This window comes from Devosia sp. LjRoot16 (genome assembly GCF_964252795.1).
Taxonomy (GTDB): Bacteria; Pseudomonadota; Alphaproteobacteria; order Rhizobiales; family Devosiaceae; genus Devosia_A.
This window is the reverse complement of the sequence record NZ_CAXUPH020000003.1, coordinates 157,938-183,548: the sequence shown is the minus strand read 5'-3', so window position 1 is coordinate 183,548 and position 25,611 is coordinate 157,938. Positions and strand designations below refer to the sequence as shown.

Annotated in this window: 22 protein-coding genes; 12 read left to right on the top strand and 10 right to left on the bottom strand. The window is 65.2% G+C overall.

The features are described 5' to 3' along the window. Positions 1-111: 111 nt before the first annotated feature. From ACSQ23_RS15240 to ACSQ23_RS15225, 4 genes are all read right to left on the bottom strand, one after another. Positions 112-1,374: an RNA polymerase sigma factor gene (locus tag ACSQ23_RS15240; protein ID WP_436091105.1), complete on the bottom strand. Its 1,263-nt coding sequence runs from the start codon at positions 1,372-1,374 to the stop codon at positions 112-114. Between the two features lie 91 nt (positions 1,375-1,465). Continuing rightward, positions 1,466-1,891, bottom strand: a complete 426-nt coding sequence (locus ACSQ23_RS15235) for a YciI family protein (RefSeq protein WP_436091104.1) — start codon at positions 1,889-1,891, stop codon at positions 1,466-1,468. A gap of 21 nt (positions 1,892-1,912) precedes the next feature. Next, positions 1,913-2,338, bottom strand: a complete 426-nt coding sequence (locus tag ACSQ23_RS15230) for a YciI family protein (protein ID WP_436091103.1) — start codon at positions 2,336-2,338, stop codon at positions 1,913-1,915. A 121-nt stretch (positions 2,339-2,459) separates the two neighbouring features. Next, on the bottom strand, positions 2,460-3,464 hold the full coding sequence (locus ACSQ23_RS15225) for a hypothetical protein (protein ID WP_436091102.1): 1,005 nt from the start codon (positions 3,462-3,464) through the stop codon (positions 2,460-2,462). 116 nt (positions 3,465-3,580) lie between these two features. On the opposite strand from ACSQ23_RS15225, the gene ACSQ23_RS15220 reads away from it, so the two are divergent. The 3 genes from ACSQ23_RS15220 (at position 3,581) to ACSQ23_RS15210 (ending at position 6,446) form a co-directional block, all read left to right on the top strand. After that, positions 3,581-4,159 (top strand): nitroreductase family protein, encoded by a 579-nt coding sequence (locus tag ACSQ23_RS15220; protein ID WP_082528240.1) that lies wholly within the window; start codon positions 3,581-3,583, stop codon positions 4,157-4,159. A gap of 69 nt (positions 4,160-4,228) precedes the next feature. Then, positions 4,229-5,080 (top strand): lytic transglycosylase domain-containing protein, encoded by an 852-nt coding sequence (locus ACSQ23_RS15215; RefSeq protein WP_436091101.1) that lies wholly within the window; start codon positions 4,229-4,231, stop codon positions 5,078-5,080. Between the two features lie 157 nt (positions 5,081-5,237). After that, positions 5,238-6,446, top strand: coding sequence for a DUF2336 domain-containing protein (locus tag ACSQ23_RS15210; RefSeq protein WP_436091100.1), 1,209 nt, complete (start codon positions 5,238-5,240; stop codon positions 6,444-6,446). Positions 6,447-6,530: 84 nt separating this feature from the next. On the opposite strand, the gene ACSQ23_RS15205 is transcribed toward ACSQ23_RS15210, so the two are convergent. Beyond that, positions 6,531-7,304, bottom strand: a complete 774-nt coding sequence (locus ACSQ23_RS15205) for an NAD kinase (protein WP_436091099.1) — start codon at positions 7,302-7,304, stop codon at positions 6,531-6,533. Positions 7,305-7,420: 116 nt separating this feature from the next. On the opposite strand from ACSQ23_RS15205, the gene prfB reads away from it, so the two are divergent. Together prfB and ACSQ23_RS15195 are read left to right on the top strand one after the other, a co-directional pair. After that, a protein-coding gene (gene prfB, locus ACSQ23_RS15200) for a peptide chain release factor 2 (RefSeq protein WP_436091098.1) occupies positions 7,421-8,549 on the top strand; the annotation gives its coding sequence in 2 pieces (ribosomal slippage) (positions 7,421-7,489 and positions 7,491-8,549; 1,128 coding nt in all). 208 nt (positions 8,550-8,757) lie between these two features. Continuing rightward, positions 8,758-9,882, top strand: coding sequence for a helix-turn-helix transcriptional regulator (locus ACSQ23_RS15195; protein ID WP_056000133.1), 1,125 nt, complete (start codon positions 8,758-8,760; stop codon positions 9,880-9,882). Here ACSQ23_RS15195 and ACSQ23_RS15190 read toward each other — a convergent pair. The 3 genes from ACSQ23_RS15190 to ACSQ23_RS15180 all read right to left on the bottom strand — a co-directional run bounded on the left by ACSQ23_RS15190 (position 9,839) and on the right by ACSQ23_RS15180 (position 15,062). Beyond that, the gene (locus ACSQ23_RS15190) at positions 9,839-13,162 is read right to left on the bottom strand and encodes a beta-ketoacyl-ACP synthase 3 (RefSeq protein WP_436091097.1); all 3,324 of its coding nucleotides are present in this window, start codon (positions 13,160-13,162) and stop codon (positions 9,839-9,841) included. The genes ACSQ23_RS15195 and ACSQ23_RS15190 overlap by 44 nt on opposite strands. Before the next feature lie 116 nt (positions 13,163-13,278). Continuing rightward, a complete protein-coding gene (locus ACSQ23_RS15185) occupies positions 13,279-14,460 on the bottom strand; it encodes a M23 family metallopeptidase (RefSeq protein WP_162247956.1) in 1,182 nt (393 codons plus the stop codon). Between the two features lie 86 nt (positions 14,461-14,546). Further along, complete coding sequence (locus tag ACSQ23_RS15180; RefSeq protein WP_436091096.1) at positions 14,547-15,062, bottom strand: peroxiredoxin; 516 nt, start codon at positions 15,060-15,062, stop codon at positions 14,547-14,549. A gap of 265 nt (positions 15,063-15,327) precedes the next feature. Between ACSQ23_RS15180 and ACSQ23_RS15175 the strand changes: the two genes are divergently transcribed. Further along, on the top strand, positions 15,328-18,681 hold the full coding sequence (locus ACSQ23_RS15175; RefSeq protein WP_436091095.1) for a hypothetical protein: 3,354 nt from the start codon (positions 15,328-15,330) through the stop codon (positions 18,679-18,681). Positions 18,682-18,786: 105 nt separating this feature from the next. Continuing rightward, on the top strand, positions 18,787-19,236 hold the full coding sequence (locus tag ACSQ23_RS15170; protein ID WP_055881952.1) for a universal stress protein: 450 nt from the start codon (positions 18,787-18,789) through the stop codon (positions 19,234-19,236). Positions 19,237-19,280: 44 nt separating this feature from the next. Here the strand turns inward: ACSQ23_RS15170 and tyrS are convergent, their stop codons facing one another. Both tyrS and ACSQ23_RS15160 read right to left on the bottom strand, forming a co-directional pair. Next, positions 19,281-20,537 (bottom strand): tyrosine--tRNA ligase, encoded by a 1,257-nt coding sequence (gene tyrS / locus ACSQ23_RS15165; protein ID WP_055881949.1) that lies wholly within the window; start codon positions 20,535-20,537, stop codon positions 19,281-19,283. A 101-nt stretch (positions 20,538-20,638) separates the two neighbouring features. Beyond that, on the bottom strand, positions 20,639-21,301 hold the full coding sequence (locus ACSQ23_RS15160) for an alpha/beta hydrolase (RefSeq protein WP_055049272.1): 663 nt from the start codon (positions 21,299-21,301) through the stop codon (positions 20,639-20,641). A gap of 329 nt (positions 21,302-21,630) precedes the next feature. On the opposite strand from ACSQ23_RS15160, the gene ACSQ23_RS15155 reads away from it, so the two are divergent. The 5 genes from ACSQ23_RS15155 to ACSQ23_RS15135 are packed head-to-tail and all read left to right on the top strand — an operon-like array spanning position 21,631 to position 25,605. Then, the gene (locus ACSQ23_RS15155) at positions 21,631-22,782 is read left to right on the top strand and encodes a cysteine desulfurase family protein (RefSeq protein WP_436091094.1); all 1,152 of its coding nucleotides are present in this window, start codon (positions 21,631-21,633) and stop codon (positions 22,780-22,782) included. Between the two features lie 10 nt (positions 22,783-22,792). After that, complete coding sequence (gene sufB, locus ACSQ23_RS15150; protein ID WP_436091093.1) at positions 22,793-24,292, top strand: Fe-S cluster assembly protein SufB; 1,500 nt, start codon at positions 22,793-22,795, stop codon at positions 24,290-24,292. Continuing rightward, positions 24,292-24,807 carry a cupin domain-containing protein gene (locus ACSQ23_RS15145; protein WP_055881940.1) on the top strand — a complete coding sequence of 172 codons (516 nt, stop codon included), beginning with the start codon at positions 24,292-24,294 and terminating at the stop codon, positions 24,805-24,807. Before sufB ends, ACSQ23_RS15145 begins: the two co-directional genes overlap by 1 nt. Beyond that, the gene (locus tag ACSQ23_RS15140; protein ID WP_436091092.1) at positions 24,800-25,099 is read left to right on the top strand and encodes a hypothetical protein; all 300 of its coding nucleotides are present in this window, start codon (positions 24,800-24,802) and stop codon (positions 25,097-25,099) included. The genes ACSQ23_RS15145 and ACSQ23_RS15140 overlap by 8 nt, the downstream gene beginning before the upstream one ends. After that, positions 25,096-25,605, top strand: a complete 510-nt coding sequence (locus tag ACSQ23_RS15135) for a cupin domain-containing protein (RefSeq protein ID WP_436091091.1) — start codon at positions 25,096-25,098, stop codon at positions 25,603-25,605. Before ACSQ23_RS15140 ends, ACSQ23_RS15135 begins: the two co-directional genes overlap by 4 nt. The last annotated feature ends 6 nt before the right edge of the window (positions 25,606-25,611 follow it).

Sequence of the window (25,611 nt, the reverse complement as noted above, 5' to 3'; positions counted from 1 at the left end):
CTTCTGCTGCAAGCTCTCGCTCTATAGCACTGTGAAATGTAACGGAGATAGCGGAACAGCGTTCTGCTTCAGAACAATTCGCGCAGAGCAGATAGTCGCGACGGGAAGACCTCAAGCGGCCGGTTGGCAGGCGGCCGCGCGGTCGAGCAGCAGGATGCGCTCGCGCTCGTTGCGGGTGAGCCCGGCGGCACGCTCGAACTCGAGCCGGGCCTCGGCCAGCCGGCCGAGCTTCACCAGGAAGTCGCCGCGGACGCTGGGCAACAGGTGATAGCCCCTGAGCGCCGGGTCGTCGGCAACCGCATCAAGGATGGCGAGACCGGAGGCTGGGCCGAAGGCCATGGAGTGGGCGACGGCGCGGTTGAGCTCGATCACCGGGCTTGGGGTCATCGCGGCCAGCATGTCGTAGAGCGCCGCGATGCGCCGCCAGTCGGTCTCGTTGGCCTTGCGGGCCCGGGCATGGCAGGCGGCGATGGCGGCTTGCAGCACGTAAGGGCCGGCGCCGACGAGGTTCTCGGCCCTGTCGAGGGCGGCGAGGCCGCGGCGGATCAGCATCTGGTCCCACAGGGCGCGATTCTGCTCGAGCAGCAGCACGGGCTCGCCATTGGCGCCGGTACGGGCGCGGAGGCGGGACGCCTGAATCTCCATCAGCGCGACGAGCCCATGGACTTCTGCGTCGTCGGGCGCCAGCCCGGCGAGGATGCGGCCCAGCCGCATCGCCTCTTCGCAGAGCTGCGGTCGGGTCCAGTCATCGCCGGCGGTGGCGGAGTAGCCTTCGTTGAAGATCAGGTAGAGCACCTCGAGCACCGACGCCATGCGACCGGCACGCTCCTCGGCGCGGGGGACTTCGAACGGCATGCCGGCCTCGGCAAGGCTCTTCTTGGCGCGCACGATGCGCTGGGCAATGGTCGGCTCGGCGGAAAGGAAGGCGCGAGCGATCTCGTCGGTGGTGAGCCCGCCGAGCAGGCGGAGCGTCAGCGCCACCCGCGCCTCGGGTGAGAGCACGGGATGACAGGAGGTGAAGATCAGCTTCAGCAGGTCGTCGCCGACATCGTCGTCGAGCGGGGTATCGAGATCGGGCGCGGTGGATTCGATCTCCCGCAGGTCGTAGCCGAGCTCGTCGAGCTTGCGCGCCGCCATCTTGTTGCGCCGGAAATAGTCGATAGCGCGGCGCTTAGCCGTCTGCATCAGCCAGGCGCCCGGGTTGCGCGGGACGCCGCTCTCCGGCCAGTGATTGAGGGCGACGATCAGCGAATCCTGCGCCAGCTCCTCGGCAAGGCCGACGTCGCGCACGATTCGGGTCAAACCAGCGATCAGCTTGGCCTGCTCGATGCGGAACACCGCCTCGATGGCGCGATGGGTATCTCTTTCGGTCATGGCAGCGGATCAGACCAAATCCGATCCGGCGGAGCAAGATGGTGATCCCTGGGGTGAGCACCTTGCTCATCCCTGGGGTGAGCAAGGTGGCTTACTCAGGGTTGCGGACCGGGTTGCGGGCTGCGTCCCTGCTCGCCATGGCCTCGGTATAGGCCTCGCCGAAATCCTCTTCGGTGAACAGCTGGCGGATCTCGATCTCGACATTGCCGTGACCGTCGAGCCTGGGCCAGGTCTTCACCCACTCGATCGCCGCCTCGCGCGACGGCACTTCGATCAGGGTGTAGCCGGCGATCAGCTCCTTGGCCTCGGTGAAAGGGCCGTCGATGACGGTGGGCCTGCCATTGTTGAACTTCACCTTGGCGCCGCGGGAGGTCGGCATCAGGCCGGAGCCGGCGATGACGATGCCGGCCTTGGCCGCGTCTTCGTGGAACTGCGTCATTTCGGCGATCAGGTCGGCGCCAGGCATCACTCCGGCCTCGGTCTCGGCGTCCGCCCGGCGGATGACCATGAACTTCATGTCGATGTCCTCGTGTTGTCGTTAGTTGGTGATGGGCTTCTGGGTGGCGTCGCGCCAGGCCTGTTCCTGGGCGACGGCCTCTGCCGGGACGATCTCGGCGAAGTCGGCCGCCTCGAATACGCGCCTGAGCTCGATGGTCTCGCCATCGTCGAACGGGATGCGTTTGACCCACTCGAGCGCCTCGTCGCGCGACTTGGCGCTGATCACCCAGAAGCCGGCGATCAGTTCCTTGGTTTCGGCAAACGGGCCATCCCTGACGATCAGGCTACCGCCCTCCGAGGTGACGCGGGCGCCCTGGTTCGAGGGGTGCAGGCCCTCAGCCGTCAGCAGCACGCCGGCGTTGATGAGCGCCTCGTTGAAGCGGCCCATCGCCTCGAAGCTCTCGGGCGGCGGCATGATGCCGGCTTCGCTGTCGGCGGTGGCTTTGACGATGATCATGAAGCGCATCTTCGGTCTCCTTGTGCCCGGACGTCGCGGCCCGTATGGCGCGAGTTCATCCTGCTGCAGTGACACGACGAGCGACCGATCGAGAGATCGACACGGGCTGTGAAGATTTTTCGAGATGGCCTCAATAGACCGCGGTGAGGACCTCGATCTCCTTGGCCGCACCGGGCTGGACCTGGAACTCGCGGTTGTAGACCTGGTCGCCACGCTTGGCGAAGACCAGGTAATCGCCTTCACCCAATACGGTCGAGGGGAAGGCGCCGATATTGGAGAAGACGGTCTGTCCGTCGGCAGTCTTCACCGTCCAGTCGATATCGGCAATGGCCTCGCCACCGGCCTCGCTGACCAGCTTGAACGAGATCTGCGCGGCGCGATGGTAGAGCGTTGCATCGGTCAGCTGACCGGGCTCGACTCGGAGGTCGGCGCGCACCACAGCGTTCACGTCGCCGAAATACGACACGATGTGGTAGGTGCCGGCGTTGAGGGTGACGATGTCGTTAGGGCTGAGGTTCTGCGCCACCAGCGTCCGATCCGCCTCAGTGCTGCCGCTGGTGTAGATATCGAAACGCAGCAGGTTGATCGGGATCGCCACGTCGCCGGTCACCGCTGCGTTGAGGCGCATGGCGCCGGCATCAAGGATCAGAGATTTAGAGTTCTCGCCCTCGGCCACGGTCAGCGTGTCGGTGGTCTGGGCGCGGCCATAGGCGACGTGCACGACATAGCTGCCGGGCGGCAGTTCGAGATGTGCGGTGGCGTCATCGGATTTTTGCGCCAGCACCAGGTCGCCGGAGGCATCGGTGCGGGTCTCGAAAACGCGCCAGGTGACACCGTCGGGCAGCGAATTGCCGTCCTCGGTGATCTTGGCCATCAGCGTCACCGGTTGCGGCGTGGTGTTGACCGCCACGGCTTCGGCGGCGGCTGCAGCCGGCCCCGGATCGACGACGGGGGTCTCCGTCGCCTCGGGGATCGCGACTTCGGCGGCAGGGGCGTTGGCCAGTTGCTCTACGGCTTGCTGCGGCATGCGATCGGCACGGCGGGGCAGGGGAACCGGCGGATCCTCGGCGATCGCCAGCATCGGCGCGAGCATCGCCGCGATCCCGAGAATGCCGATCCAGTACCTGAGCTTCACCCTAAGACTCCGCAACCGGCGCCCCGCAGCGCCTCGCTTCAAAATGCCTCGCGTGCCTACGCTTGGATTGGGGAAAAGCTGTGTCATAAGGACCGGACGCTCGCAAGGACCAGACCATGCCCATCAACGCCGCACTGCGCGACTACCTGAAAACCCGCCGTTCCGTCGGTATCGGCTTCCTCAAGGATCCGGGCCCGACGCCGGACGAGCTGCGCGAGATTCTGACCATCGGCACGCGCGTGCCAGATCACGGCAAGTTCGTGCCGTGGCGGCTGATTCTGATCGAGGGTGACGACCGGATCAAAGCCGGCGACAAGCTCGCCGAGATCGCCAAGCGCAAGCGGCCCGAACTCGATGAGGCTGGGCTCGATATCGAGCGGCGGCAGTTCCTGCCGGCTCCGGTGACCATCGGCGTGCTGCTGTCGCCCAAGCCCAACCCCAAGGCGCCGGAGATGGAGCAGTTGCTATCGGCCGGCAATGTCTGCTTCAACCTCTCGCACGCCGCCTTTGCCCTGGGCTTTGCCGCCAGCTGGACCAACCGCTGGTACGGTTTCGACACCGAGGCGCAGGCCATGCTCGGGGCGCGCGGCGGCGAACGCTTTGTCGGTTTCATCCATATCGGCACCCCGACCACGGTGATCGAAGACCGCGACCGGCCGAACCTCGATGAAGTGGTGACGAGGTGGCAGGGCTAACCATTCGTTAACCAGTCGCGGGCGATTGGTTAACCGAACGTTAGCAACGGACCCCTCGAGTCGATGGGCGTGAAGCCGATATCGGTGCCGCAGCCACTTGCCTATGCCATGGACACGGCAGGGGCGAAGAGCGATGTCGACTTCGACTACCTGCTGCGCACGGCGATCCGTGAAAGCAGCCTCAACCCCGAAGCCAAGGCCCGGACGTCGAGTGCGACCGGGCTGTTCCAGTTCCTCGACAGCACCTGGCTGCAGGTAATGAAGGAGGAGGGGCCGCGGCTCGGCTACGGGCAATACGCGGACGCCATCAAGGTCGATTCCGACGGCGATTACTATATCGCTGACAAGGCGCTGCGGCAGGAAGTTCTGAAACTGCGTGAAGATCCGCAGATCGCCTCGGATATGGCGGCGGCGTTCACCCGGAGCAATGGGGCGTATCTGTTCGAGAAGTTCGGCCGCATGCCGAGCCCGGGCGAGCTCTACATCGCGCATTTCCTTGGGGCACAGGGGGCGGAGAAGCTGTTCAATGCCGGCCTCCAGGATCCCGACCAGATCGCCGCCAAGCTGTTCCCCAAGCAGGCCAAGGCCAACCGGACGATCTTCTACGAGGGCGGCGAGGCGCGGACGATTCGCGAGGTCTACCGGGCGCTGGTCGCCAAGCACGACGGCGCCGTCGATCCGCGCTTTGCCGCGCAGCAGCTGGCGGTCGACCCGGCGGCGCCGGCAGGCAAGTGGGACACGGCCCCGATCCCATCGCGGTTCTCGCCGGATGACATGTCGTTCACCTCGCTGTTCTCCAGCGACGGTGAGGTACAGGCGCGGACGCTGCTGAGCCCGGCGTCGGAAGCGCAGGGAAGCGCGCTGTTCACCCAGCTTTACGGGCAGGACGGCACGCTGCCCAAGCCGCCGAAATTATGGTGAACCGTTCCTTAAGCCTTCCCCGATAGCGTCTTTCTCAGCGCCGAGAGCTGGATTGCGCTTCGTGGAATCGCACTCTAGCTCCGAGTCTTTGTTTTGTCGCGAGATCGAACCGGAAAAGCCTCAGAACTTTTCCCGATCCCGCTCCGCGGAGAGGTTGATGGTTGCGTACCAGGATTTCGTCGCGCTGAGCCAATCGCGCGACAGCGAGGAGCGGGGGCAGGCGGCCCACCTCGCCGCCATGGCCTATCTCAACCACTATGGCCCGGCCGACGAGCATGCGGCGCTCTATGCGGCGCTGATCGGCTTTCTTGACGATCCCTCGGTTCGAGTGCGCGGTGCGCTGGCCTATGGGTTGCTGCACGCGGTGGAGGCGCCGCGGCCGATCCTCCTGGCGCTGCTGCAGGATAGCCCGGTGATTGCACGCGCCGTGGTGCAGTATTCTCCCGCGCTGGTCGATGCCGACCTGATGGCGCTGATCCGCGGCGCCGACGAGGCCATGCTGATGGCGACGGCGACGCGCGAGCGGCTCAGCCAGCGGGTCGCCGAGGCCTTGGTGGCCAGAGGCGGACGACCGTTACTGGCCAAGCTGCTGGATCGACCGGATGTGCCGTTCTCTCCAACGATGCTGCGCCAGGTGGCGGACCGTGAGGGCGCCGACGACGCCGAGCTGCGTGGGTTGCTGCTGGCGCGCGATGACCTGCCGGCTGATGCGCGGCTCGTTCTCGTTCAGGCCGTCGCGGTAGCGCTGCGCAGCACACGCATGGTCAGCGGAGCGGTGGCGCCGCATCGGCTGGAGCGGCTGCTGCGCGATGCGACCGATACGGCGCTGACGGCGATCGGCGAGCAGGAAGCGGCGGCGGGCAGGGCGCCCTATGCGGCAGAGCTGGTGGAAGCCGAGTTCGTCTCGACCCGGGTGATGCTGCATGCCATCGTCCAGGGGCACGTGCTGTTCTTTGCCGATTGCGTGGCGCAGCTGTCCGAGACGCCGCGCGACAAGGTGTTCACACTCCTGGAGCATGGCAGCCGGTCGGCGCTCAACGCGCTGTTCTCGCGCTGCGGTCTCAGTGAAGCGGTACGCAACATGCTGGCGCGGCTGATCTTTCACGCCCGTGCCGCCGACCTCGCCGATGATATTGCGGCGCGGCATTTCGTCGTGACGGCACTGACCGAAGAGCTGATCGTCGAGCATGACGGGGTGATCCCGCCTGAGCTCGAGGAGGCGTTTGCCTATCTCAGCGAACAGAACGTCATTCTCGCCCGGCGGGCGGCGCGTGGCGTGATGTCGGTCTTCGCGGGGATGACGCAGTCGAAGATGGCCCTGCCGCAGCTCGAGGCTGACGAACGGCTGGCGCTGCCTGCGGCTTAGGCGTTCGCGACCAGGTTGAACCGTCGGACGAGATGACCGCCCGACCCGCCTGGAGCAAACTGTGCGCCCCAACGGTGACTTGACCTAGTAGCGGAACTGTTCGCTCAGCACGCGCTCGTCGAGCCCGGTGCCCGGATCGAACAGCAGCGTCACCTTCTGGCTGCGGTTCTCGCGCACCGTCACCTCGATCACCCGCTGGAATTCGACATTGTCGGCAACGGCGCTCACCGGGCGCTTCTCGGCCTCGCGGGTGCGGAAGGTGACGACGGCGCGGTTGTTGAGAATGGCGCCACGCCAACGGCGCGGACGGAACGGCGAGATCGGCGTCAGCGCCAGGAGCGGTGAGTCGATCGGCAGGATCGGCCCATGCGCCGAAAGGTTATAGGCGGTCGAACCTGCCGGCGTCGCCAGCAGCACGCCGTCGCAGATCAGCTCTTCGAGCCGCGGCTGGCCATCGACGAGGATTTCGACCTTCACCGCCTGATAGGTCATGCGGAACAGCGACACTTCGTTGAGCGCCAGCGCCCGGTGTTCCGAGCCATCGGCGAGCCGGACGTTCATTTCGAGCGGATAGATGTGCGTGGGCTTGGCAGCGGCGAGGCGCGCAGCGAGGCCGTCGGCGGAAAACTCGTTCATCAGGAAGCCGACCGAGCCGAAGTTCATGCCGTAGACCGGCACGTTCCTGCCCATCTTGCGATGCAGCGTCTGCAGCATCAGGCCGTCGCCACCGAGGGCGACGACGATGGTGGCCTGATCGAAGCCGTTGTCACCATAGCGTTGGCGCAGCAGGTCGGCAGCGCGATCCGCCTCCGGCGTGCCGCTCGATACGAAGCTTACCCCTTCGATGCGTTCCGTCACGGCCGGCCCCTCGCTAACAAGCCCGCTGCCTAGCATGCACAGGTGACGCGGGGAAGAACGGGTTGATTGGACCCTTCGTCTCAACTACATGAGCGGCAACGGATTTGAGGATAGAAATGCGCGCCGAAATCACCAAGGTCATCGCCGAAATCGAGCAGGTCGTAAGCCTGCTGAGGAGGCATCTTTGACTGGGATACAGCTGAAGCCCGTCTCGACGATCTGACCGCACGTACCGAGCACCCCAACTTCTGGGCCGACCCTGAGAAGGCGCGGCCGATCATGCAGCAGCGTGACGAACTCGACGTGCAGGTGAAGGCCGTGAAGGCCTTCGAGGCATCGATCCGCGACAACTCCGAGCTCATCGAGATGGGCGAGGCCGAGAACGACGCCGACGTGATCAAGGAGGCCGAGCAGGCCTTGCAGGAGACGCTGAAGGAGGCGCGTTCCGCTCAAGTCGAGACGCTGCTCTCCGGCGAAGCCGACGCCAATGACGCCTATCTCGAAATCCACTCCGGCGCCGGCGGCACCGAGAGCCAGGACTGGGCCAATATCCTGCTGCGCATGTACACGCGCTGGGCGGAGCGGCGGAAGTTCAAGATCGACGTCATGGAAATGCATGACGGCGAAGAAGCCGGCATCAAGTCTGCGACCATCAAGATCACCGGCCACAATGCCTATGGCTGGCTGAAGACGGAATCGGGCGTGCACCGCCTCGTCCGTATCTCGCCTTACGACAGCGCGGCTCGCCGCCACACCAGCTTTTCGAGCGCCTGGGTGTATCCAGTGGTCGACGAGACGATCAACATCGAGATCAACGAGTCTGACCTCAAGGTCGACACCTACCGTTCATCGGGCGCCGGTGGCCAGCACGTCAACACCACCGACTCGGCAATCCGCATTACCCACGTTCCAAGCGGCGTGGTCGTCGCCTGCCAGCAGGAGCGCAGCCAGCACAAGAACCGTGCGACGGCGATGGCGATGCTGAAGGCGCGGCTCTATGAGATCGAGTTGCAGAAGCGCGAGGAAGCGGCGAACGCAGAATCGGCGGCCAAGACCGATGTCGGCTGGGGGCACCAGATCCGCAGCTACGTGCTGCAGCCCTACCAGATGGTGAAGGACCTGCGCACCGGGCACGAAACCTCGAACACCTCCGCGGTGCTCGATGGCGATCTCGACGACTTCATGGAAGCCTCGCTGGCGGCACGTGTCACCGGCTATGCCGACAAGGTCGTTGACGCCGACTAATCGCGGACGCCGAATAACGAAGTTGGCCGGCAGCTCCGCCACCGGCCAACAACCATCCGAAGACCCGAAATCGAGATGAGCGCCCAGGGCCACCTTGGCGCATGCCTACTGTTACCGGTAACGTCTTGCGCGCGCATGATGCATTTGAACTAATGCGAGGTGCCATGAGTTACGTCACTCAGGCGGCACATGCTCGAGGAAGCGGCGGATGGAGGACGACGAACTAGTCGACAGAATTTACGAGGCCGGGGCTGTCCCCGATCTCTGGCCGCGCGTGCTCGAGGAACTCGGGGAGCTCGGCGGTGTCGCGGGAACGGTGCTGTTTGCGGTGCGCGGCGAGGCTGCTCACTGGACGGCGTCGCCAGGCTTGCAGGAGATGTCACGCGGCTATTTTGAGGGCGGCTACCCTGGGCGCGACGACCGTACAGCGCGCCTCCTCGCCTACGACCATCCCGGCTTCGTCACCGATCTCGATGTGTTCAGCCGCGAGGAATGGGAAGCCGACCCAATCCGCAAGGAGTTCTTCGTGCCGCGCGGTTTTGGCTGGGGCGTGGCAACCGGCATCAAGGTGCCGACCGGCGATCTGCTGATCTTCCACGGCGAGCGCCGGCTCGAGGATGGGCCGGTGGAGCGCGAAGTGGTGGAGCGCCTCGACCTGCTGCGGCCGCACCTGGCGCGGGCGGCACTGATGTCGGCGCGCATCGCCTTCGAGCGCGCCCAGGGAGCCGTCGCGGCGCTCGAGATGGTCGGCATTCCCGCGGCCGTCCTCGGACCGCGCGGTGCAGCCATCGCCACCAACGGCATGCTCGAGGCGCTGACCCCCTCGGTGGTGCAGTCGCGCCCGACGCGCCTGGGCCTCGCCAATCCGCGAGCCGACGAAATGCTGACCACGGCGCTCGAGGCCGCGGAGGCCGGGCTCCATACCGGGCCGGTGCGCTCGATCCCCGTTCCCGCGGGGGACGGCAATGCGGCAATGGTGGCCCACATCCTGCCGATCCGTGCGTCGGCTCGCGAAGTGTTCACCGGGGCGGCGGCGGTGTTGCTGATGACGCCGGTGACCCTGCGCGAGTTGCCCGATGCCACGGTGATTCAGGGGCTGTTCGACCTGACGCCGGCGGAAGCGAGGATCGCCCGGGCGCTCGGCGGCGGCATGACCATCGGCCAGATCGCCTCGAGCACCGGCGCCAGCGCGGCGACCGTGCGCAACCAGGTGCAGGCGGTATTCGGCAAGACCGGCATGCATCGACAGGCCGATCTGGTCGGCCTGCTGCAGGGGCTGGTGCCGACCGCTAGCGCCCCGAACCCACCGTGGCGATTGCCGCCGCGTAAGTGATGCCGCCACCGAAGGCGACGAGGCCGAGGCGGTCGCCGGGCTTGGTGGTGGGCAGCGCGTCCATCAGCGCCAGCGGGATGGTCGAGGAACTGGTATTGCCGAGGTTACGGATGATCGAGTGGGCCGGGCGGCCCGAGCGGCGGGCAATGGCGTCGATGATGCGCTGGTTGGCCTGGTGCGGCACCATCAGGTCGATATCGTCCATGGTGATGCCTTCCGCCGCGCAGGCCGAGGTCAGCGTCGCCGACATGGCGCGGACGGCGTCGGCGAACACCTCGCGGCCATTCATCTTGATATAGCCCTCACCGGCGCGCGGCACGCTCAGCAGCTCGCCCGATTCCGGTGCGCCGGCGATCGTCGGCTGGGCAAAGGTGAACAGCGTCGGCTGTTCGTGACCCGGACCCTGCACCAAGGAGGCAGTGGCGGCATCAGCGAACAGCACAGCGGTGTTGAAGTCGTTCTGGTCGAGCAGCGGCGACAGCACCTCTGACGTCACCACCAGGACCCGGGCGTTCGGGTTGTTGGTGACGTAGTCGCGGGCATTGGCCAGCGCGTAGAGGTAGCCGGAACAGGCGGCATTGATGTCGTAGGCCGGCAGGCTGGCTCGACCGGCGGTGCTGACCGCGTCGGCGACGCGGCAGGCAAGCGACGGGGTGATCACATCGGGTGTGCCGGTGGCCGCGATCACCAGGTCGATGTCGCTGATTTCGAGCTGCTGCTCGTCGAGCAGTTTCTGCGTGGCGGACACGGCGAGGGAAAATACCGTCTCGCCAGGCTGCACCCAGCGACGGCTCTCGATGCCGGTCAGCTTGACGATGTCGCCGGCGTCGCGGGTCTGCCAGTTGCCCTTGAGGTCGGCATTGTGCACCTTGCGCCCGCCGGTGATCCCGGCAATGCCGGCAACGCCGACGGGAACCTCGGCGCGGCCGATGGTAACGGGGGCGGGCTGCGGCGCGCCGCGGCGCTTCAGGATGGCCTTGTCGATGCGCTCGGCGGTAACGGTCGCCTGCTGCCGCGCCACCGAGGCGTCGGCCTCGACGAACATCAGCGGTGCGCCCACGGCGATCTTCTGCTTGGGTTCGACCGGGATCGACAGCACCTTGCCGGTGACGGTCGCCTGTACGTCGACGGCGGCCTTGGTGGCCTCGACGACCGCGACCAGATCGCCGGTCTTGATCATGTCGCCCGGCTTCACCAGGAGCTCGACGACCTCGACTTCATCGTCGGCGGGGCCCGAGCCGATCGCCGCGATGGCGGCAGGGCCGGCATCGGCCTTGGGCGCTTCCCATGCGAGATCGAACTCGAGCAGCGCGGCGGCGGCTTCCATGATCCGGCGGTAGGAGGGGAGGGTATCGATCTGCCGCTCGAACTGGAACGGCACGTGGATGTCGTCGCGGGTGACGCGCCTGGCGCTGACCGGGAGACCGGCCTTTTCCATCACTGTCGCCATCACTTCGGCGCCGAAGCCGGCAGTGTGATTGTCCTCGTGCACCACCAGCAGCCGCTTGCTGCGACGGACCGAGCGGAGCACGGCATCCTCGTCCCAGGGCGAGATCGAGCGGAGGTCAATGACGTCGAGCTCGGCGCCGGCGCCCGACAGCGTCTCGGCGGCGAGCAGCGACTGGGTCAGCGGGTTACCCCAGGTGACCAGCGTCAGGTCGTTGCCCTGGCGCACGGCGCGCGCCTTGCCGGGGACCACGAATTGCTTCGCCGTATCGTCGGAGGTGCGACGGTCGGAAAGGTTGAGGCCGCTTTTGGGGTAGAGGAAGACTGTCGGCCGCTTGCTCTGGAAGGCGGCGTTAAGCAGCCCGGCCGCGTCGCCGGCGCTCGAGGGCATCACCACATCGATGCCGGGCACATGGGCGAGGATCGATTCGAGGGTCTGGGCGTGGAACGGGCCGAGGCCTGCCTTGTAGCCGCCGCAGCTGACCATCAGGATCACCGGCGCCTGCCAGCTGCCATCGGTGCGCCAGTACATCGAGCCGAGCTCGGAAATGATCTGGTTGAAGCCGAGCGGCAGGAAATCGGCGAACTGGATGAACGCCACCGGCCGCTGCCCGGTCAGGGCGCGGCCGATCGAAGTGCCGACAATGGTCGATTCGGAGAGCGGGGCGTTGCGGACGCGACCCGGAAAAGCAGTCGACAGGCCCTTGGTGACGCCGAAGACGTCGCCCTTCGGGTCTTCGATGTCCTGGCCGAGCAGGTGCACGTCGCGATTGGCGGCGAGCTGATCGCGCAGCACCCGGTTGAGGGCTTCGCGCATGGTCAAGTTCGACGCTTTGGCATCGCCGCGGTATTCCTTGGCGTGTGCAAACTCGGGCGGGTAGGGCGCCTTGGCTTGGCCGGCGGTCTCAGGCACGGCTTCGCCGCGCGCCTCGGCGACGGCTGCCGCCACTTCGGCGATCAGGCTGGTTTCGAGCTGCGCCAGGGCCGCGTCGCCCATCTGCGACTCGCGCAGTGACTGGCGGATGGCTTCGAGCGGATCGCGGCTCTTGCCCGATTTCAGCTCGTCGGCGGCGCGATAGAGCGCCTGGTCGTCGGCATTGGTGTGATCCGACAGCCGCTCGAGCTCCATCAGGAGCAGCGCCGGGCCGCGGGTAGCCCGGGTATGGGTCACCGCGGATTCGAAGGCGGCGCGCGTGGCGGCCAGATCGACGCCGTCGACGCGGCGGATCGGCAGGCCAAGGAAGCTGTCGGCGGGGCCGGTGGGCAGATCGAAGAAGGTCTGGCCCGGCGTCTTGGTCGAAATCGCCCAGTTATTGTTCTGGATGACGAAGACCACCGGCGCGCCGGTGCGCACCGCTTCGCCGACCGCCTCGAGGAACTCGCCCTGCTGAGTCGTGCCGTCGCCGACGCAACAGATTACCACCGGAGAATCAGGGTGGAACTTCACCGCCTGGGCGTTGCCCACGGCGTGCAGCGCGTTGTTGCCGACCGGGCCGACCATCGAGGCGACATTCAGCTCGCGGGCCGAATAGTGCGCGCTCATCTGGCGGCCGGCGGAGTGCGAGGGGCCAGTTGCGAGCAGGCTGCGGAAGAATTCGACCAGCGGCAGGCCACGCGCCAGAAGCAGCGCCTTGTCGCGATAGTGCAGGTGCAGCCAGTCCTGCTGGCCGAGATAATCGGCGATCAGTGCCGTCGACTCGTGGCCGGCGCCCGAGACATGGAAATGCGCAAGGCCCTGCTTGACCAGGTCTTGTTCCACGCGGTCGATCTCACGGGCGAGAAACATCGCCCGGTGCAGCCGCAGCATCGTTGGAATGTCTGAGGTCATCAGCATTGTGGCGGGAACCTAAACCCGTCCCCCGCGAAAAACCAGAGCAACTAGCTGGTCTTGGACGAATGCATGGCTGATTTGCCGGACGCGTTGCGGCGTTGCAATTTCCTGAAGGCGCTCTATGCCCCGAGAAAACGCGCCAGCCGCTTGCCGGCTGCCAGATACTTGCCGGGATCAACCGCAACATCCTTGCGGCGCACCTCGAAATGCAGGTGCGGACCGGTGGAACGGCCGGTAGAGCCGACCTTGGCGATCGGCGTGCCGGTGTTCACGACCTGGCCTTGTTTGACGAGAAAGGCGCTGAGGTGGCCGTAGCGGGTGACAAGGCCGGTGAGGTGCGTGACCTCGACCAGGTTGCCGTAGCCGGACTTCTCGCCGACGAAGGTGACCTTGCCGTAGCCGGCGCTGAGCACGGTGGTGCCCTTGGGGGCGGGGAAATCGAGGCCGGCGTGGAAGGCGCGGCCACCGGTGAAAGGGTCCTTGCGGTTGCCGAAGGTCGAGCTGATGCGGCTGAGCGAATCCATCGGCTTGTGGATCGGCGCCAGGTCGATCGCGCCACGGGCGGCTTTGAAGCGCGCCAGTGCGAGGTAGACGTCGTTGGCGTCGTCGACGATGCCGCTGGCGTCGCCGCCCTCGACCGGTGGCTGGTAGGGGCCGCCGACGGCATCGGTAAGCCCGTCCGGCATGTTCGGCTTGATGCCGAGGCCGCCGAGCACGTCGAGGATGGTGTCGGTCGATTCGGTGGCGGAGACCGACAGCGCGGCCAGCGCCATGCGGCTGTCGTCCATCATCCGGGTCATCGAGGCGCCGACCTCGGCGAGGTCGCCGGTTGCGGCGACAGGAGCGAGCGCGGCCAGCGGCGTGGCGTCGTCTTCAAGCGGTTGGGTTGCCGCGGTTTCGATGCCGAGTTCGGCGGCCTTGGCGGCGAGCTGTTTCACCAGCTGATGCTGCTCGAGCAGCACTTCCTGCTGCTGGGTCAGTTCCTGCAGCTGCAGGTTGATATCGCCGGCCTGGGCAAACTGCCGCGAATGCAGGCGATCCACCTCGACACGCAACTGGGCGATGCGGTCCTCATAGGCCGAAACGACCACGTCGTTCTGGCCGTTGAGCAGCGCAGCGATATCGGGAGCCATCAGGAAGCCGACGAGGGTCAGGACGTTGGTGCCGAACAGCGCTGCGAAAGCCAGGTAGAACAGGCCGGGCCGGAAGCCGGGCTCCCGTTTCGCCTTCTGCGGGGGAGCGCCGAACACCTTGATGACCGGCTGGGCGGCCGGCTGAACGCCACTCGACTTCGTACGCACCGCCATACTCCGGGACGCCACTTCACTGGTCCCGATCATGATCCGTTAGGGTTAACAAACGCGAAAAGGGCGCGCCGGCGTGACGTTCAAGCCTTGCTGCGCCTGGGTTTGGCGGGCGGGGCCCCAGCCTTGGCGACCAGCGCGCGTGTCGCGGCGAGCACCTTTTCGGCATGTCCCTTAATGCGGGTGGCGTGAAAGACTTCGGCGACCCTGCCATCGGGGTCGATCAGCACGGTGATGCGCTTCACCCCCATGTACTCGACGCCCCAGAGCTTCTTGAGCTGCCAGATGCCGTAAGCCTCGATGGCCTTGCGCTCGGGGTCGGCGGCGAGGATGACGCCAAGATTGTACTTGTCGCGGAAGGAGCAGTGTTTTTCCACCGTGTCGGGAGAAATGCCGACGACGACAGCGCCGAGCCGCCTGAATTCAGGCATCTGGTCGGTGAACTCGATGTTCTCGAGCGTGCAGCCCTCGGTATCGTCCTGTGGGTAGAAGTAGAGCACGACCGGGTGGCCAAGATGATCCGACAGGCGGAACTTCTCGTAGCTGTCGGTGACAAGTTCGAAGTCCGGGGCCGGGGTGCCGGGAGCAGGAAGGGTCATGTGGTCCAATGCGGTAGACGGGAAAACGCCGGAAAAGCCGCGCATCCAGTGGGTGTTAGTGCCATATTGCAGCCGGTATCATCTGGCAGTGAACGGCTGCTCGGTTTGATTCTAGGATAGGGCGGCAAAGCGAGCGGCCTCAAGTCGGAAAGCAGTGAAACCTACTCCAGCCCCTGGCTCCCAGCTCCGCAAGCGCTCGGCATGGCGCATCCTGGGTAGGATCGCAGCGGCGGCAGTCGCTGCGCCTGTTATCCTGCTCGTCGTCATGTACGCCGTGCTGCTCGTGACCCCGATCCCGCTGCCGTTCGTCAGTTCGCAGGTGCGCAACCTGGTGCTCAGCTCGATGCCATCAGGCAGCAAGCTTGAGCTGGGTGATATGGCGCTGGCGCTTGAAGGCTTCGTCTGGCCGGTGATCCAGTTCAAGCCGGTCACCTTCACCGATGTGAAGACCGGCGGCACGGTGAGCATGGATGCGCTCGAGGTCGGCTTCTCGCCGCTCAGGGCTTTGGTCGGGCAGCCGGGCGCCACCGTTACGATCGTCGGTCCACACCTGCAGGTGAACCAGGACCTGTTCGGTCCGCGCCTCGCCAAGTTCGAGTACGTGGACGAGCCGGATGGCGGCCGGACGGTGCGGGTCATCGAAGGGCAGGATCAGTTCCCCGAGGTAAACCTGTCGCCTGATGGCGTCGACGTGAAGGGGCAGGTGCCGGAGGCCAGCCTCGGCATCCGCTCCGACAATGATTGGCTGGTCTACAACCTCGAGGCGGCCGCCAAAGGCATTGCCGGCATCGTGCAACAGGCCAAGCTCGGGAATTTCTCCCGTCTGGTGGTCAAACACGGTGCGCTCGACATGAACGACGCGCTCTATGGCGTCTTGCGCCACTTCACCGAGATCAACATCGACATCGCGCCGAACGCCGACGGCAAATCGGCCTCGGGCAACTTCTCCGCCGGGATCGGCGGGTCGGTGATGAACGGCATTCTCGAGTGGGTCGAGACCGACGATGGCGGGGCGCGCCTCAAGGCCTCGATCACCAACCTCGACCCCGGCGCCTTTGCCCCCTTCGTGGGTGAGCAGGAGACAGCGATCTCGGTGGTCGGCACCGCATCGGTATCGATCGATGTCGGCTTCACCGACACGCAGAAGATCACCGACGGGCTGTTCCACGTCGACCTGACCGGCATGGACGTGCGGGTCAACGGCCAGTTCTTCCCGATCGCCACATCGATCGCCGAGGTTGTATGGGATCCTTCGATCGGCCAGTTCACCATGGGCGAGATGCAGGTGAGCATCGCCGGCAGCAGCGGCACGGTCAGCGGGGTGTTCAAGCTTGGCCTCGATCCGCTTTACGGACCGATCGTCGGCATGAAGGTGGCGGCGCGCGATGTCGCCATCGCCAACGAACAGGGGATGCCCGAAGCGCCGTTCTCGGAGGTGAATTTCCAGGGCTGGTCGGCTCCGCTCTACGGCGCCACCGGCATCGACCAGTTCGAGGCCAAGAAGGCCGACGGCAGCAAGCTGGTTTCGACCGGGCGCATCGACATGGTGCGACGCGGCACGGGCTTTGAGATGAACATCGCCGGCGACGGCCTGTCGGCCGACGACCTCAAGCGGTTGTGGCCGGCCTTCCTCGCCAGCGAGTCGCGCGACTGGTTCGTCAAGAACGTGGTCGGCGGCCGGATCAAGAAGTCGACCATGCGCTACGACTTCCCGGTCGGCTCGCTGGGCGAGCCGGGGGAAAACAAGCCGATGCCCAAGAACGCGATGTCGATCGACATCGTCGGCGTCGGCGTCAAGATCAAAGCGCTCGACACAATGGATCCGATCACCATCGAAGGCGAGATGAAGCTCAGCCTCAAAGACGCCGACATCCAGATTTCCGGTGACGGTGCGACGATTCCGACCTCCAAGGGCAACATCTCGATTGCCAATGCCGGCTTCATCATCGGCTCGAACAGTGACACCGAGGCGGTGTACGAGATCTCCGGAGATCTGTCCGGCAGCATCCCGGCGCTGATCGACTGGGTGAAGACCAACCAGCCGCAGGCGCTGCAGCAGGCGGCGCTGCCGATCGACCTCGATGTGCTGAAGGGCCAGGTGTCGCTTGGACTGGTGGCGACCTTCGTCACGGACAAAAAGACCAACAAGCCGCGGACCATGGACTATGTGGTCAACGGCACGCTGCAGGACCTCGAGACCGCCTCGCCGATCCAGGGCCATAGCGTCGGCAAGGGGCAGTTGCAGTTCCGCCTGACCCAGGCCGGGTTCAACGTAAGCGGTACGACCGAGCTCGACGGGGTGCCGGCCGCGATCTCCGCCATGGGGACGCTCGACCCCAAGAAGCCGGACGTGGTGCTGACGGCGAAGGTCGATTCCGACGCGTTCAAGAAGTTTGGCGTCGATACCTCGGCCTTCCTCAACGGGCCGCTGACCATTTCGGTGAAGCCGCTCAGCGATGGCAGCATGCAGCTTGCGGCGGACCTCAAGGACGCCAGCCTGAGCGTCAAGGACCTCGGCATCAGCAAGGCGGCGGGTGTCAAAGGAACGGCCGAGGCGCAGATCAAGCTTGCCGGCGACGCCGTTACCATCAACGACCTCGATCTCGGTTTCGGCGATGTGAAGCTCGAGGGCAGCCTCGATTTCGACCTCAAGGAAGGCCTGCAATCGGCCGAGTTCACCTCGTTCGCGCTCAGTCCAGGTGATCAGGCGCAGATTTCGCTGACGCCGATCCGCAACGGCTACCAGGTGCGGCTGCGCGGCGATCAGCTCGATCTCAAGCCGATGCTGCAGCGCTTCTTCAGCCTGTCGGGCGATTCGACCGGCGGTCCGCAGGCGACGGCGGTCAACAACCAGACCATCGCGGTCGATCTCGAACTGAAGCGGGCGCTGGGTTTTTACAAGACCACGGCGTTCAACGTGAACCTCGACCTGGTGCTGCGCGGGGCGGACCTGCAGCGGGTGAACCTGCAGGCCAATCTCGGCGGCAACCGCAGCGTCTCGGTGACCACCAACCCGACGCCGGACGGCAAGGTGATGTCGGTGGCGTTCAACGACCTGGGCACGCTTTTGCGGCTGATGAACGTCTACCCCAATGTCGAGGGCGGCGCCGGCAGCCTGGTGGTCCAGACGGTCAATGACCAGAAGATCGATGTCGGGCAGTTCTCGCTGCGCAACTTCGCTTTCGTCAACGAGGGCAACGTGGCGCAGATTCTCGGCAACCACTCCCAATCGAAGCAGATGATCGCGCGCTCCAACAAGCTCGAGTTCAAGAGCGCTGAGGCGGAGTTCGTGCGGCGCAGCGACCGGGTGGAGATCACCGATGCAGTGCTGGCCGGCGCCACGGTGGGCGGCACGGCGCGTGGTTTCATCTACACCGACAAGCGGCAGTACGACATTACCGGCACCTATGTGCCGCTGTTCGGGCTCAACAACGCGTTCTCGAAGCTCCTGGGACCGCTGGCGGGACGCGATGGCGAGGGGCTGTTCGGAGTGACCTTCGCGGTGCGCGGGCCGCTGGATAAGCCGGATTTCAAGATCAACCCGATGTCGGCGCTGGTGCCCGGCGCGTTCCGCCGGATGTTCGAGTACCGGGCCAAGGAAATCCCGCGCGTCGAGTGATGCCGGGGCAGATCAAGTGATCTGCCCGGATAGGTTGATTTCGATCAAAGTATAGGTTGGCGCAACGGCTTACGATCTCCACATGATGGTGCGGAGGTACACAAAATGTACGCACATATTCTCGTCGCAACGGATGGTTCGGAACTCGCCTCGCGGGCATTGGACCACGCACTCGGTCTCGCCAAGGCGCTCGGCTCGGCGGTGACCATCGTCACCGTGACGGAGCCCACTGCTGTACTCGGCGGCGGTTATGCCACGGTCGCCGGCACGGCGTTCGACCCCATTCCGGAGCTGATCGAGGCTCAGGAAACCGCGGCCAAGGAACTGCTCGCCAAGGCTCAGGCTGCGGCCAGCGCCGCCGGCGTCAGCGCCAAGACGGTCTATGTCAATGACAGCTTCCCGGCGGACGGCATTATCTCGACCGCCAATTCGGTGGGGGCGGACCTGATCGTCATGGGCTCGCACGGCCGCCGCGGGCTCGGCCGGCTGCTGCTCGGCAGCCAGACCAACAATGTGTTGGCGCACACCGCCATCCCGGTGCTGGTGACCCGTTGAGGTGAGAGGTGAAGTGCGGTTCGTTGAACCGCACTTCAGTTCGCTTAGACCGGCTTCAGCAGGGCGTGCTTCTTCTTGCCGACCGAGAGCTTGATCACGCCTTCCGGCAGCAAGGCGGCCGTACCCAGGGAGGCACGCTCGTCGGTTGCCGGCTCATCGTTGACGCGAACCGCACCCGACTGGATGTGCCGGCGCGCCTCGCCGTTGGATGCGGCAAGACCGGCGGTGACCAACGCGGCGAGCAGCCCGATGCCGGCGTTGAGGTCGGACTTCGAGACCTCGGCGGTCGGCAGCGACAGGTCGAGCGCGCCCGCCTCGAAGGTGGCGGCAGCGGTCGACGCTGACTGCTCCGCGGCCTCGCGGCCATGGACGATGGCGGTGACTTCCGTCGCCAATACCTTCTTCGCCTCGTTCAGTTCCGAACCGCCCAGCGACGCCAGCTTTTCGATCTCATCGAGCGGCAGGCGGGTGAAGATCTTGAGGAACTTGCCGACATCGGCGTCCTCGGTGTTCCGGAAATACTGCCAGAAATCATAGGGGCTGAAGAGCTCGCCGTTGAGCCAGACGGCGCCGGAGGCCGACTTGCCCATCTTCTCGCCTGAAGCCTTGGTCAGCAGCGGCGTGGTCAGGGCGTAGAGCTGCGGGCCGCCCATGCGGTGGCTCAGGTCGACGCCGTTGATGATGTTGCCCCACTGGTCGGAGCCGCCCATCTGCAGCACCGTGCCGTAGCGCCGGTTGAGCTCGGTGAAATCGTAGCCCTGCATGATCATGTAGTTGAACTCGAGGAAGCTCAACGACTGGTCGCGATCGAGCCGCAGCTTCACCGAGTCGAAGCTCAGCATGCGGTTGACCGAGAAGTGGCGGCCGACATCGCGCAGGAATTCGACATAGTTGAGCTTGAGCAGCCAATCGGCATTGTCCACCATGATGGCGTCGGTCGGGCCGTCGCCGTAGCGGAGGATACGCGAGTAGACTTGCTTGATGCTCTCGATGTTGGTCTTGATTTTCTCGACGCTGAGCAGGCTCCGCTGGTCATCGCGAAATGAGGGATCGCCAACCATGGACGTGCCGCCGCCCATGAGGCTGATGGGGCGGTGGCCGGTTTCCTGCAGCCAGTAGAGCATCGTCACCGTGATCAGGTTGCCGATGTGGATGCTGGTCGCCGTCGCATCGTAGCCGACATAGCCGGTGATGCGTTCCTTCACCGCCAGGGCATCGAGCCCCTCGGGATCGGAGATCTGGTGGATGAAGCCTCGCTGATCGAGGACGTTCAGGAAATCGGACTTGAACTTGGCGGCCATCGGCTTGCCCTATGTAATCGACCGGCTCGTCATGGGGGCAGGTTACCCCCATGAGGACCTCATCCCCGAGCCTTCCGAAGGAGGAGGTCCGGGGCGTATGGCTAGCGCCCCTTGCCCGCCGCGATTTCCGCGCGGCGCCGGTCAAGATAGTCGGCGCAGCGTTCGGTGAGTTCGTCGATCTTGCCTTCGTAGAAGTGGTTGGCGCCCTCGACCTGCTGCTGCTCGATGGTGATGCCCTTCTGGGTCTTCAGCTTGTCGACCAACTTCTGCACCGATTGCGGCGGCGCGACGCGGTCCTTGTCGCCGTGAATGATCAGGCCCGAGGACGGGCAGGGGGCGAGGAAGGAGAAGTCGTAGAGGTTTTCCGGCGGGCTCACCGAGATGAAGCCTTCGACCTCGGGGCGGCGCATCAGCAGCTGCATGCCGATCCAGGCGCCGAACGAGAAGCCGGCGATCCAGCAGCCCCGCGACTCGCGGTTGAGCGACTGCAGCCAGTCGAGCGCCGCGGCGGCATCCGAGAGTTCGCCGATGCCGTGATCGAACAGGCCCTGGCTGCGACCGACGCCGCGCGAGTTGAAACGCAGCACCGAAAAACCGCGCTGCGCGAACATGTAGAACAGGTTGTAGACGATCTGGTTGTTCATCGTGCCGCCGAACTGCGGATGCGGATGCAGCACGATCGCAATCGGAGCGTTCGGGTCCTTACCCTGCTGGTAGCGCCCCTCGAGGCGGCCTTCGGGTCCGTTGAAGATGACTTCTGGCATAAGGTCGTTTCCTTGCCCGTTATTTGGGCCCGTTCTTTTTGGCGCCCCGCCGAACCTCTATGCGCTGGGCTCATGCCTCGCGCGCGGGCCGGTCTCTCGGCTTGACGAATGCTGCGCCGCTGCCTAAAACATGGGCCGAAAACTCCAGTTTCGAATAATTCTAAACTGGGTTTTCGAAGGCGGCAGGTGGTGGTCCAACCGCTTCCGGTTGCTGGTGAGCGCTCCTTGTAGAGAAAGTGAGCGCCCGATTTCAAGATTTGTTTCAGGCACGTGCGGCGCTCCGGCGTCGCAGGCGGCCTTTCGAAGCGGATGAGGCGGGTCTCGGATCTATGGCGCGACAGTCGATCTATCTCGATCACAATGCGTCGGCGCCGTTGCTGCCGGAGGCTCGCGCTGCCCATATCGGGGCGCTCGACCTCGTCGGCAACCCCTCGTCGGTGCATGCTGAGGGCAGGGCGCTGCGTGCGGTGATCGACAAGGCGCGCGCCCAGGTGGCGCGGCTGACCGGGGCCGAGCGCGACCAGGTGGTGTTCACCGGCTCGGCCACCGAAGCGATCACCCAGGCCATTGTCGGCGGCGCCAAGGCGTTCAATGTCGATGCCATCGTCGTTTCGGAGGGCGAGCACGCTGCCGTGCTCAAGGCCGCAGAGGCGACCGGCCTGCCGATCAAGAAGGTCGGCCTCGATGCCGATGGAGTGATCAAGCTCGAGGAGATCGCGTCGGCGCTGGCCGCGGCGGACCTCGTCGGGATGCGGCTGCTGGTGGCGGTGCACCTCGTCAACAACGAGACCGGGGTTATCCAGCCGGTCGATCGCATCGAAGTGCTGGTCGGCCCGAGCCCGCATTATCTTTTTGTCGATGCGGTGCAGGGCTTTGGCAAGGTGGGGCTCGAATTTGCCTCGCGTGCACCCGATATGATGGCGGTGAGTGGCCACAAGATTGGCGGCCCCGCCGGTATCGGGGCGCTGCTGATGAAAGGCCACGCCGACCAGGTTCGACTGATCCCCGGTGGGGGCCAGGAGAGCGGGCGGCGCGGCGGTACGGAGTCGGCGGCGGCAATCGCCGGGTTTGGCGCCGCAGCTGAGGTGTTCGCCCAGCGGTTCTACCAGGCCAATGTCAGCGAACTGGTGCGGACGGCCGAGGACGGAATGCGGTTGATTGCCCCGGACCTGGTGGTCTTCGGCGAGAAGGCCGACCGGATCGGCAACGTCACCAACTTCGCGGTGCCGGGGTTGAAGAATGCGGTGGCGATGATGGGGCTGGACCTGCTTGGTCTCGCCGTTTCGTCGGGTTCCGCCTGCTCGTCGGGCAAGGTTGGCCCGAGCCATGTGCTCGCCGCCATGGGTGTGCCGGCAGAGCTCGGCGAGTGTGCAATGCGTGTGAGCTTCGGCTGGTCCTCTTCAATCGAGGACGTCGAAGCTTATCTGAAGGGTTTTGGCGAAGTGGTCGGACGTCACAAGTCCCGCCGTGTCGCAGCATAGGAAGAAGACGATGGCCCGTTACGACATCCCGACTTTGAAGGAAGAGATCGAGAACGATACCGTTGAAAAGGTACTCGCGCTCGATGTCGAGAAATACAAGTACGGGTTCGAAACTCAGCTCGAAGTCGACAAGGCTCCCAAGGGCCTGAACGAAGACACGATCCGCTTCATCTCGGCCAAAAAGGACGAGCCGGAGTGGATGCTGGAGTGGCGGCTGGAGGCCTATAAGCGCTGGCTGACCATGGACGAGCCGACCTGGGCCAAGGTGCACTACCCCAAGATCGACTTCCAGGACATGTACTACTACGCGGCGCCCAAGAGCTCGAACCGGCCCAAGAGCCTCGACGAGATCGATCCGGCGCTGCTGGAAATGTACGAGAAGCTCGGCGTGCCGCTGAAGGAGCGCGAGATGCTGGCCGGCATCGAGCAGCCCAAGGTTGCCGTGGATGCGGTGATCGATTCCGTCTCGGTCGGCACCACCTTCCGGGCCGAGCTCGAGAAGATGGGCATCATCTTTTGCTCGATCTCGGAGGCCATCCGCGAGTACCCCGACCTGGTGAAGCAGTATCTCGGCTCGGTCGTCCCCGTGTCCGACAACTACTACGCCACGCTGAACTCGGCGGTCTTCACTGACGGGTCGTTCTGCTACATCCCCAAGGGCGTCCGCTGCCCGATGGAGCTCTCAACCTATTTCCGCATCAACGAGGCCAAGACCGGCCAGTTCGAGCGCACCCTGCTGATCGCCGACGAAGGCGCCTACGTCTCGTACCTCGAGGGCTGCACGGCGCCGGCGCGCGCCGAGCACCAGCTGCATGCCGCGGTGGTCGAGCTCGTCGCCCTCAAGGACGCCGAGATCAAGTACTCGACGGTGCAGAACTGGTTCCCGGGCGACAAGGACGGCAAGGGCGGCGTCTACAATTTCGTCACCAAGCGTGGCGACTGCCGCGGCGACAATTCCAAGATCAGCTGGACCCAGGTCGAGACCGGTTCGGCGATCACCTGGAAGTACCCCTCGTGCATCCTGCGCGGCGACAACTCGTCGGGCGAGTTCTACTCGATCGCCATTTCGAACGGCTATCAGCAGGTCGATAGCGGCACCAAGATGTTGCACCTGGGCAAGAACACCACCTCGCGGATCATCTCCAAGGGCATCGCGGCGGGCTATTCGGACAACACCTACCGTGGTCAGGTCTCGGCCCACGCCAAGGCCAAGGGCGCCCGTAACTTCACGCAGTGCGACAGCCTGTTGATCGGCGACAAGTGCGGCGCGCATACCGTGCCCTACATCGAGAGCCGCAACGCTTCGGCCGTGTTCGAGCACGAGGCGACGACCAGCAAGATCTCCGACGACCAGATGTTCTACTGCATGCAGCGCGGCCTCTCGGAAGAGGAAGCGGTGGCGTTGATCGTCAACGGCTTCGTCCGCGATGTGCTGCAGCACCTGCCAATGGAGTTCATGGTCGAAACGCAGAAGCTGATCTCGATCTCGCTCGAGGGCAGCGTCGGCTGATGACGTCCTCGCCCCACAACATCGTCAACGTGGCCGATCTTGAGCTCAAGTGGCTCAAGGTGGGCAATCGCTTTGAGGTGGGGCTCCACGATATCGACGCGGCCATTGGTACCGAGCAGATCGGCGCGACGCTGCATGTGGTGCCGGCCGGCAAGACGGCCTGGCCGTACCACCGGCACCATGGCAATGACGAGCTGTTCTTCATCGTCTCGGGCACCGGCACCTATCGGGTGGGCGAAGCGCGGCTGCCGATCAAGGCGGGCGACTGCATCGGCGCTCCGGCCGGTGGCGAAGCGCACCAGATCATCAACAGCAGCGCTGCGGAGCTGCGCTACATCGCCTTCGCCAATCACGGCCGCGCCGATGTGACCGAATACCCCGATAGTGGCCGGATCGCCGTCGATATCGCGCATGGCAATGACAAAGAGCCGATGTCGATCTTCAGCACCGCCGGCAAGCTGACGCCGTTCGGCTACTGGGACGGCGAAGACACCGAGGGCGAGAACCATGGCTAAATACTGGTTCGCCCGGCGCTTTCCTGTCGGACACCCGCGCAATGCGATGACCCCGGTCAGCCGCGAGGGCTGGCTCGTGGCCTGGGCGTTCGTCGCCAGTATGGCTGTTGGCGGGCTCGCATTCCTTGGCCTTGCGCTTGCGGGCTCGGCGCTGCTGGGCATCGCGATCTTCGTGGTGCTGGCTGCCTCGGGCATGGGCCTGTTCATCGGCCTCGCGTCCCGCAAGGGCGACGCGCTGCACACAGCAGAGGATTACCGGTCAGGCCGTGTATCGAACGAGGCGGCACCGTGAATAAGCCCCTCCTCAACATCGCTGAACTGCAGCTCGAGAGCTGGACGCAGGGCGCCAACTACCAGTCGTCGGATGCCTCGTTCGGCCGGCTGCTGGGGCTGCGCAACCTCGGCATCAGCTACAACGAAGTGCCTGCTGGCAAGTCGAGCTGCCCGTTCCACAATCATCACGTCGAGGACGAGCTGTTCATCGTGCTCGAAGGCGAGGGCACCTACCGCTACGGCGCCGACAGCCACGCTATCAAGGCCGGCGACGTGCTGGGTGCCCCGGCAGGCGACCGCTCGACAGCGCATCAGATCATCAACACCGGCACTGGCGTGCTTCGGTATTTCGGCATCTCGACGATGGCCGCGACCGAGGTATGCGAGTACCCGGACTCAAACAAGTTTGGCGTCTTTTCCCGGACCAGCGGTAACCCGACCGACAAATCGTCGCTTCGGCACATCGCACGTGAGGCAGCGAGCCTCGACTACTGGGACGGCGAAAATATCGGAGAAGTGAAATGACCACCC

Coding starts and splice junctions, on each gene's coding strand:
- ACSQ23_RS15235 (WP_436091104.1), bottom strand. CDS start 1,891: ATGAAGTTCATGGTCATCCGCCGGGCGGACGCCGAGACCGAGGCCGGA.
- tyrS (WP_055881949.1), bottom strand. CDS start 20,537: ATGGCCGCCAAGTTCAAGTCCGATTTCCTGAACGTCCTCGATCAGCGA.
- ACSQ23_RS15230 (WP_436091103.1), bottom strand. CDS start 2,338: ATGCGCTTCATGATCATCGTCAAAGCCACCGCCGACAGCGAAGCCGGC.
- ACSQ23_RS15145 (WP_055881940.1), top strand. CDS start 24,292: ATGACGTCCTCGCCCCACAACATCGTCAACGTGGCCGATCTTGAGCTC.
- ACSQ23_RS15180 (WP_436091096.1), bottom strand. CDS start 15,062: ATGACCCTTCCTGCTCCCGGCACCCCGGCCCCGGACTTCGAACTTGTC.
- ACSQ23_RS15155 (WP_436091094.1), top strand. CDS start 21,631: ATGGCGCGACAGTCGATCTATCTCGATCACAATGCGTCGGCGCCGTTG.
- ACSQ23_RS15190 (WP_436091097.1), bottom strand. CDS start 13,162: ATGCTGATGACCTCAGACATTCCAACGATGCTGCGGCTGCACCGGGCG.
- ACSQ23_RS15210 (WP_436091100.1), top strand. CDS start 5,238: ATGGTTGCGTACCAGGATTTCGTCGCGCTGAGCCAATCGCGCGACAGC.
- ACSQ23_RS15175 (WP_436091095.1), top strand. CDS start 15,328: ATGTACGCCGTGCTGCTCGTGACCCCGATCCCGCTGCCGTTCGTCAGT.
- ACSQ23_RS15170 (WP_055881952.1), top strand. CDS start 18,787: ATGTACGCACATATTCTCGTCGCAACGGATGGTTCGGAACTCGCCTCG.
- ACSQ23_RS15160 (WP_055049272.1), bottom strand. CDS start 21,301: ATGCCAGAAGTCATCTTCAACGGACCCGAAGGCCGCCTCGAGGGGCGC.
- ACSQ23_RS15240 (WP_436091105.1), bottom strand. CDS start 1,374: ATGACCGAAAGAGATACCCATCGCGCCATCGAGGCGGTGTTCCGCATC.
- ACSQ23_RS15140 (WP_436091092.1), top strand. CDS start 24,800: ATGGCTAAATACTGGTTCGCCCGGCGCTTTCCTGTCGGACACCCGCGC.
- ACSQ23_RS15220 (WP_082528240.1), top strand. CDS start 3,581: ATGCCCATCAACGCCGCACTGCGCGACTACCTGAAAACCCGCCGTTCC.
- sufB (WP_436091093.1), top strand. CDS start 22,793: ATGGCCCGTTACGACATCCCGACTTTGAAGGAAGAGATCGAGAACGAT.
- ACSQ23_RS15195 (WP_056000133.1), top strand. CDS start 8,758: ATGGAGGACGACGAACTAGTCGACAGAATTTACGAGGCCGGGGCTGTC.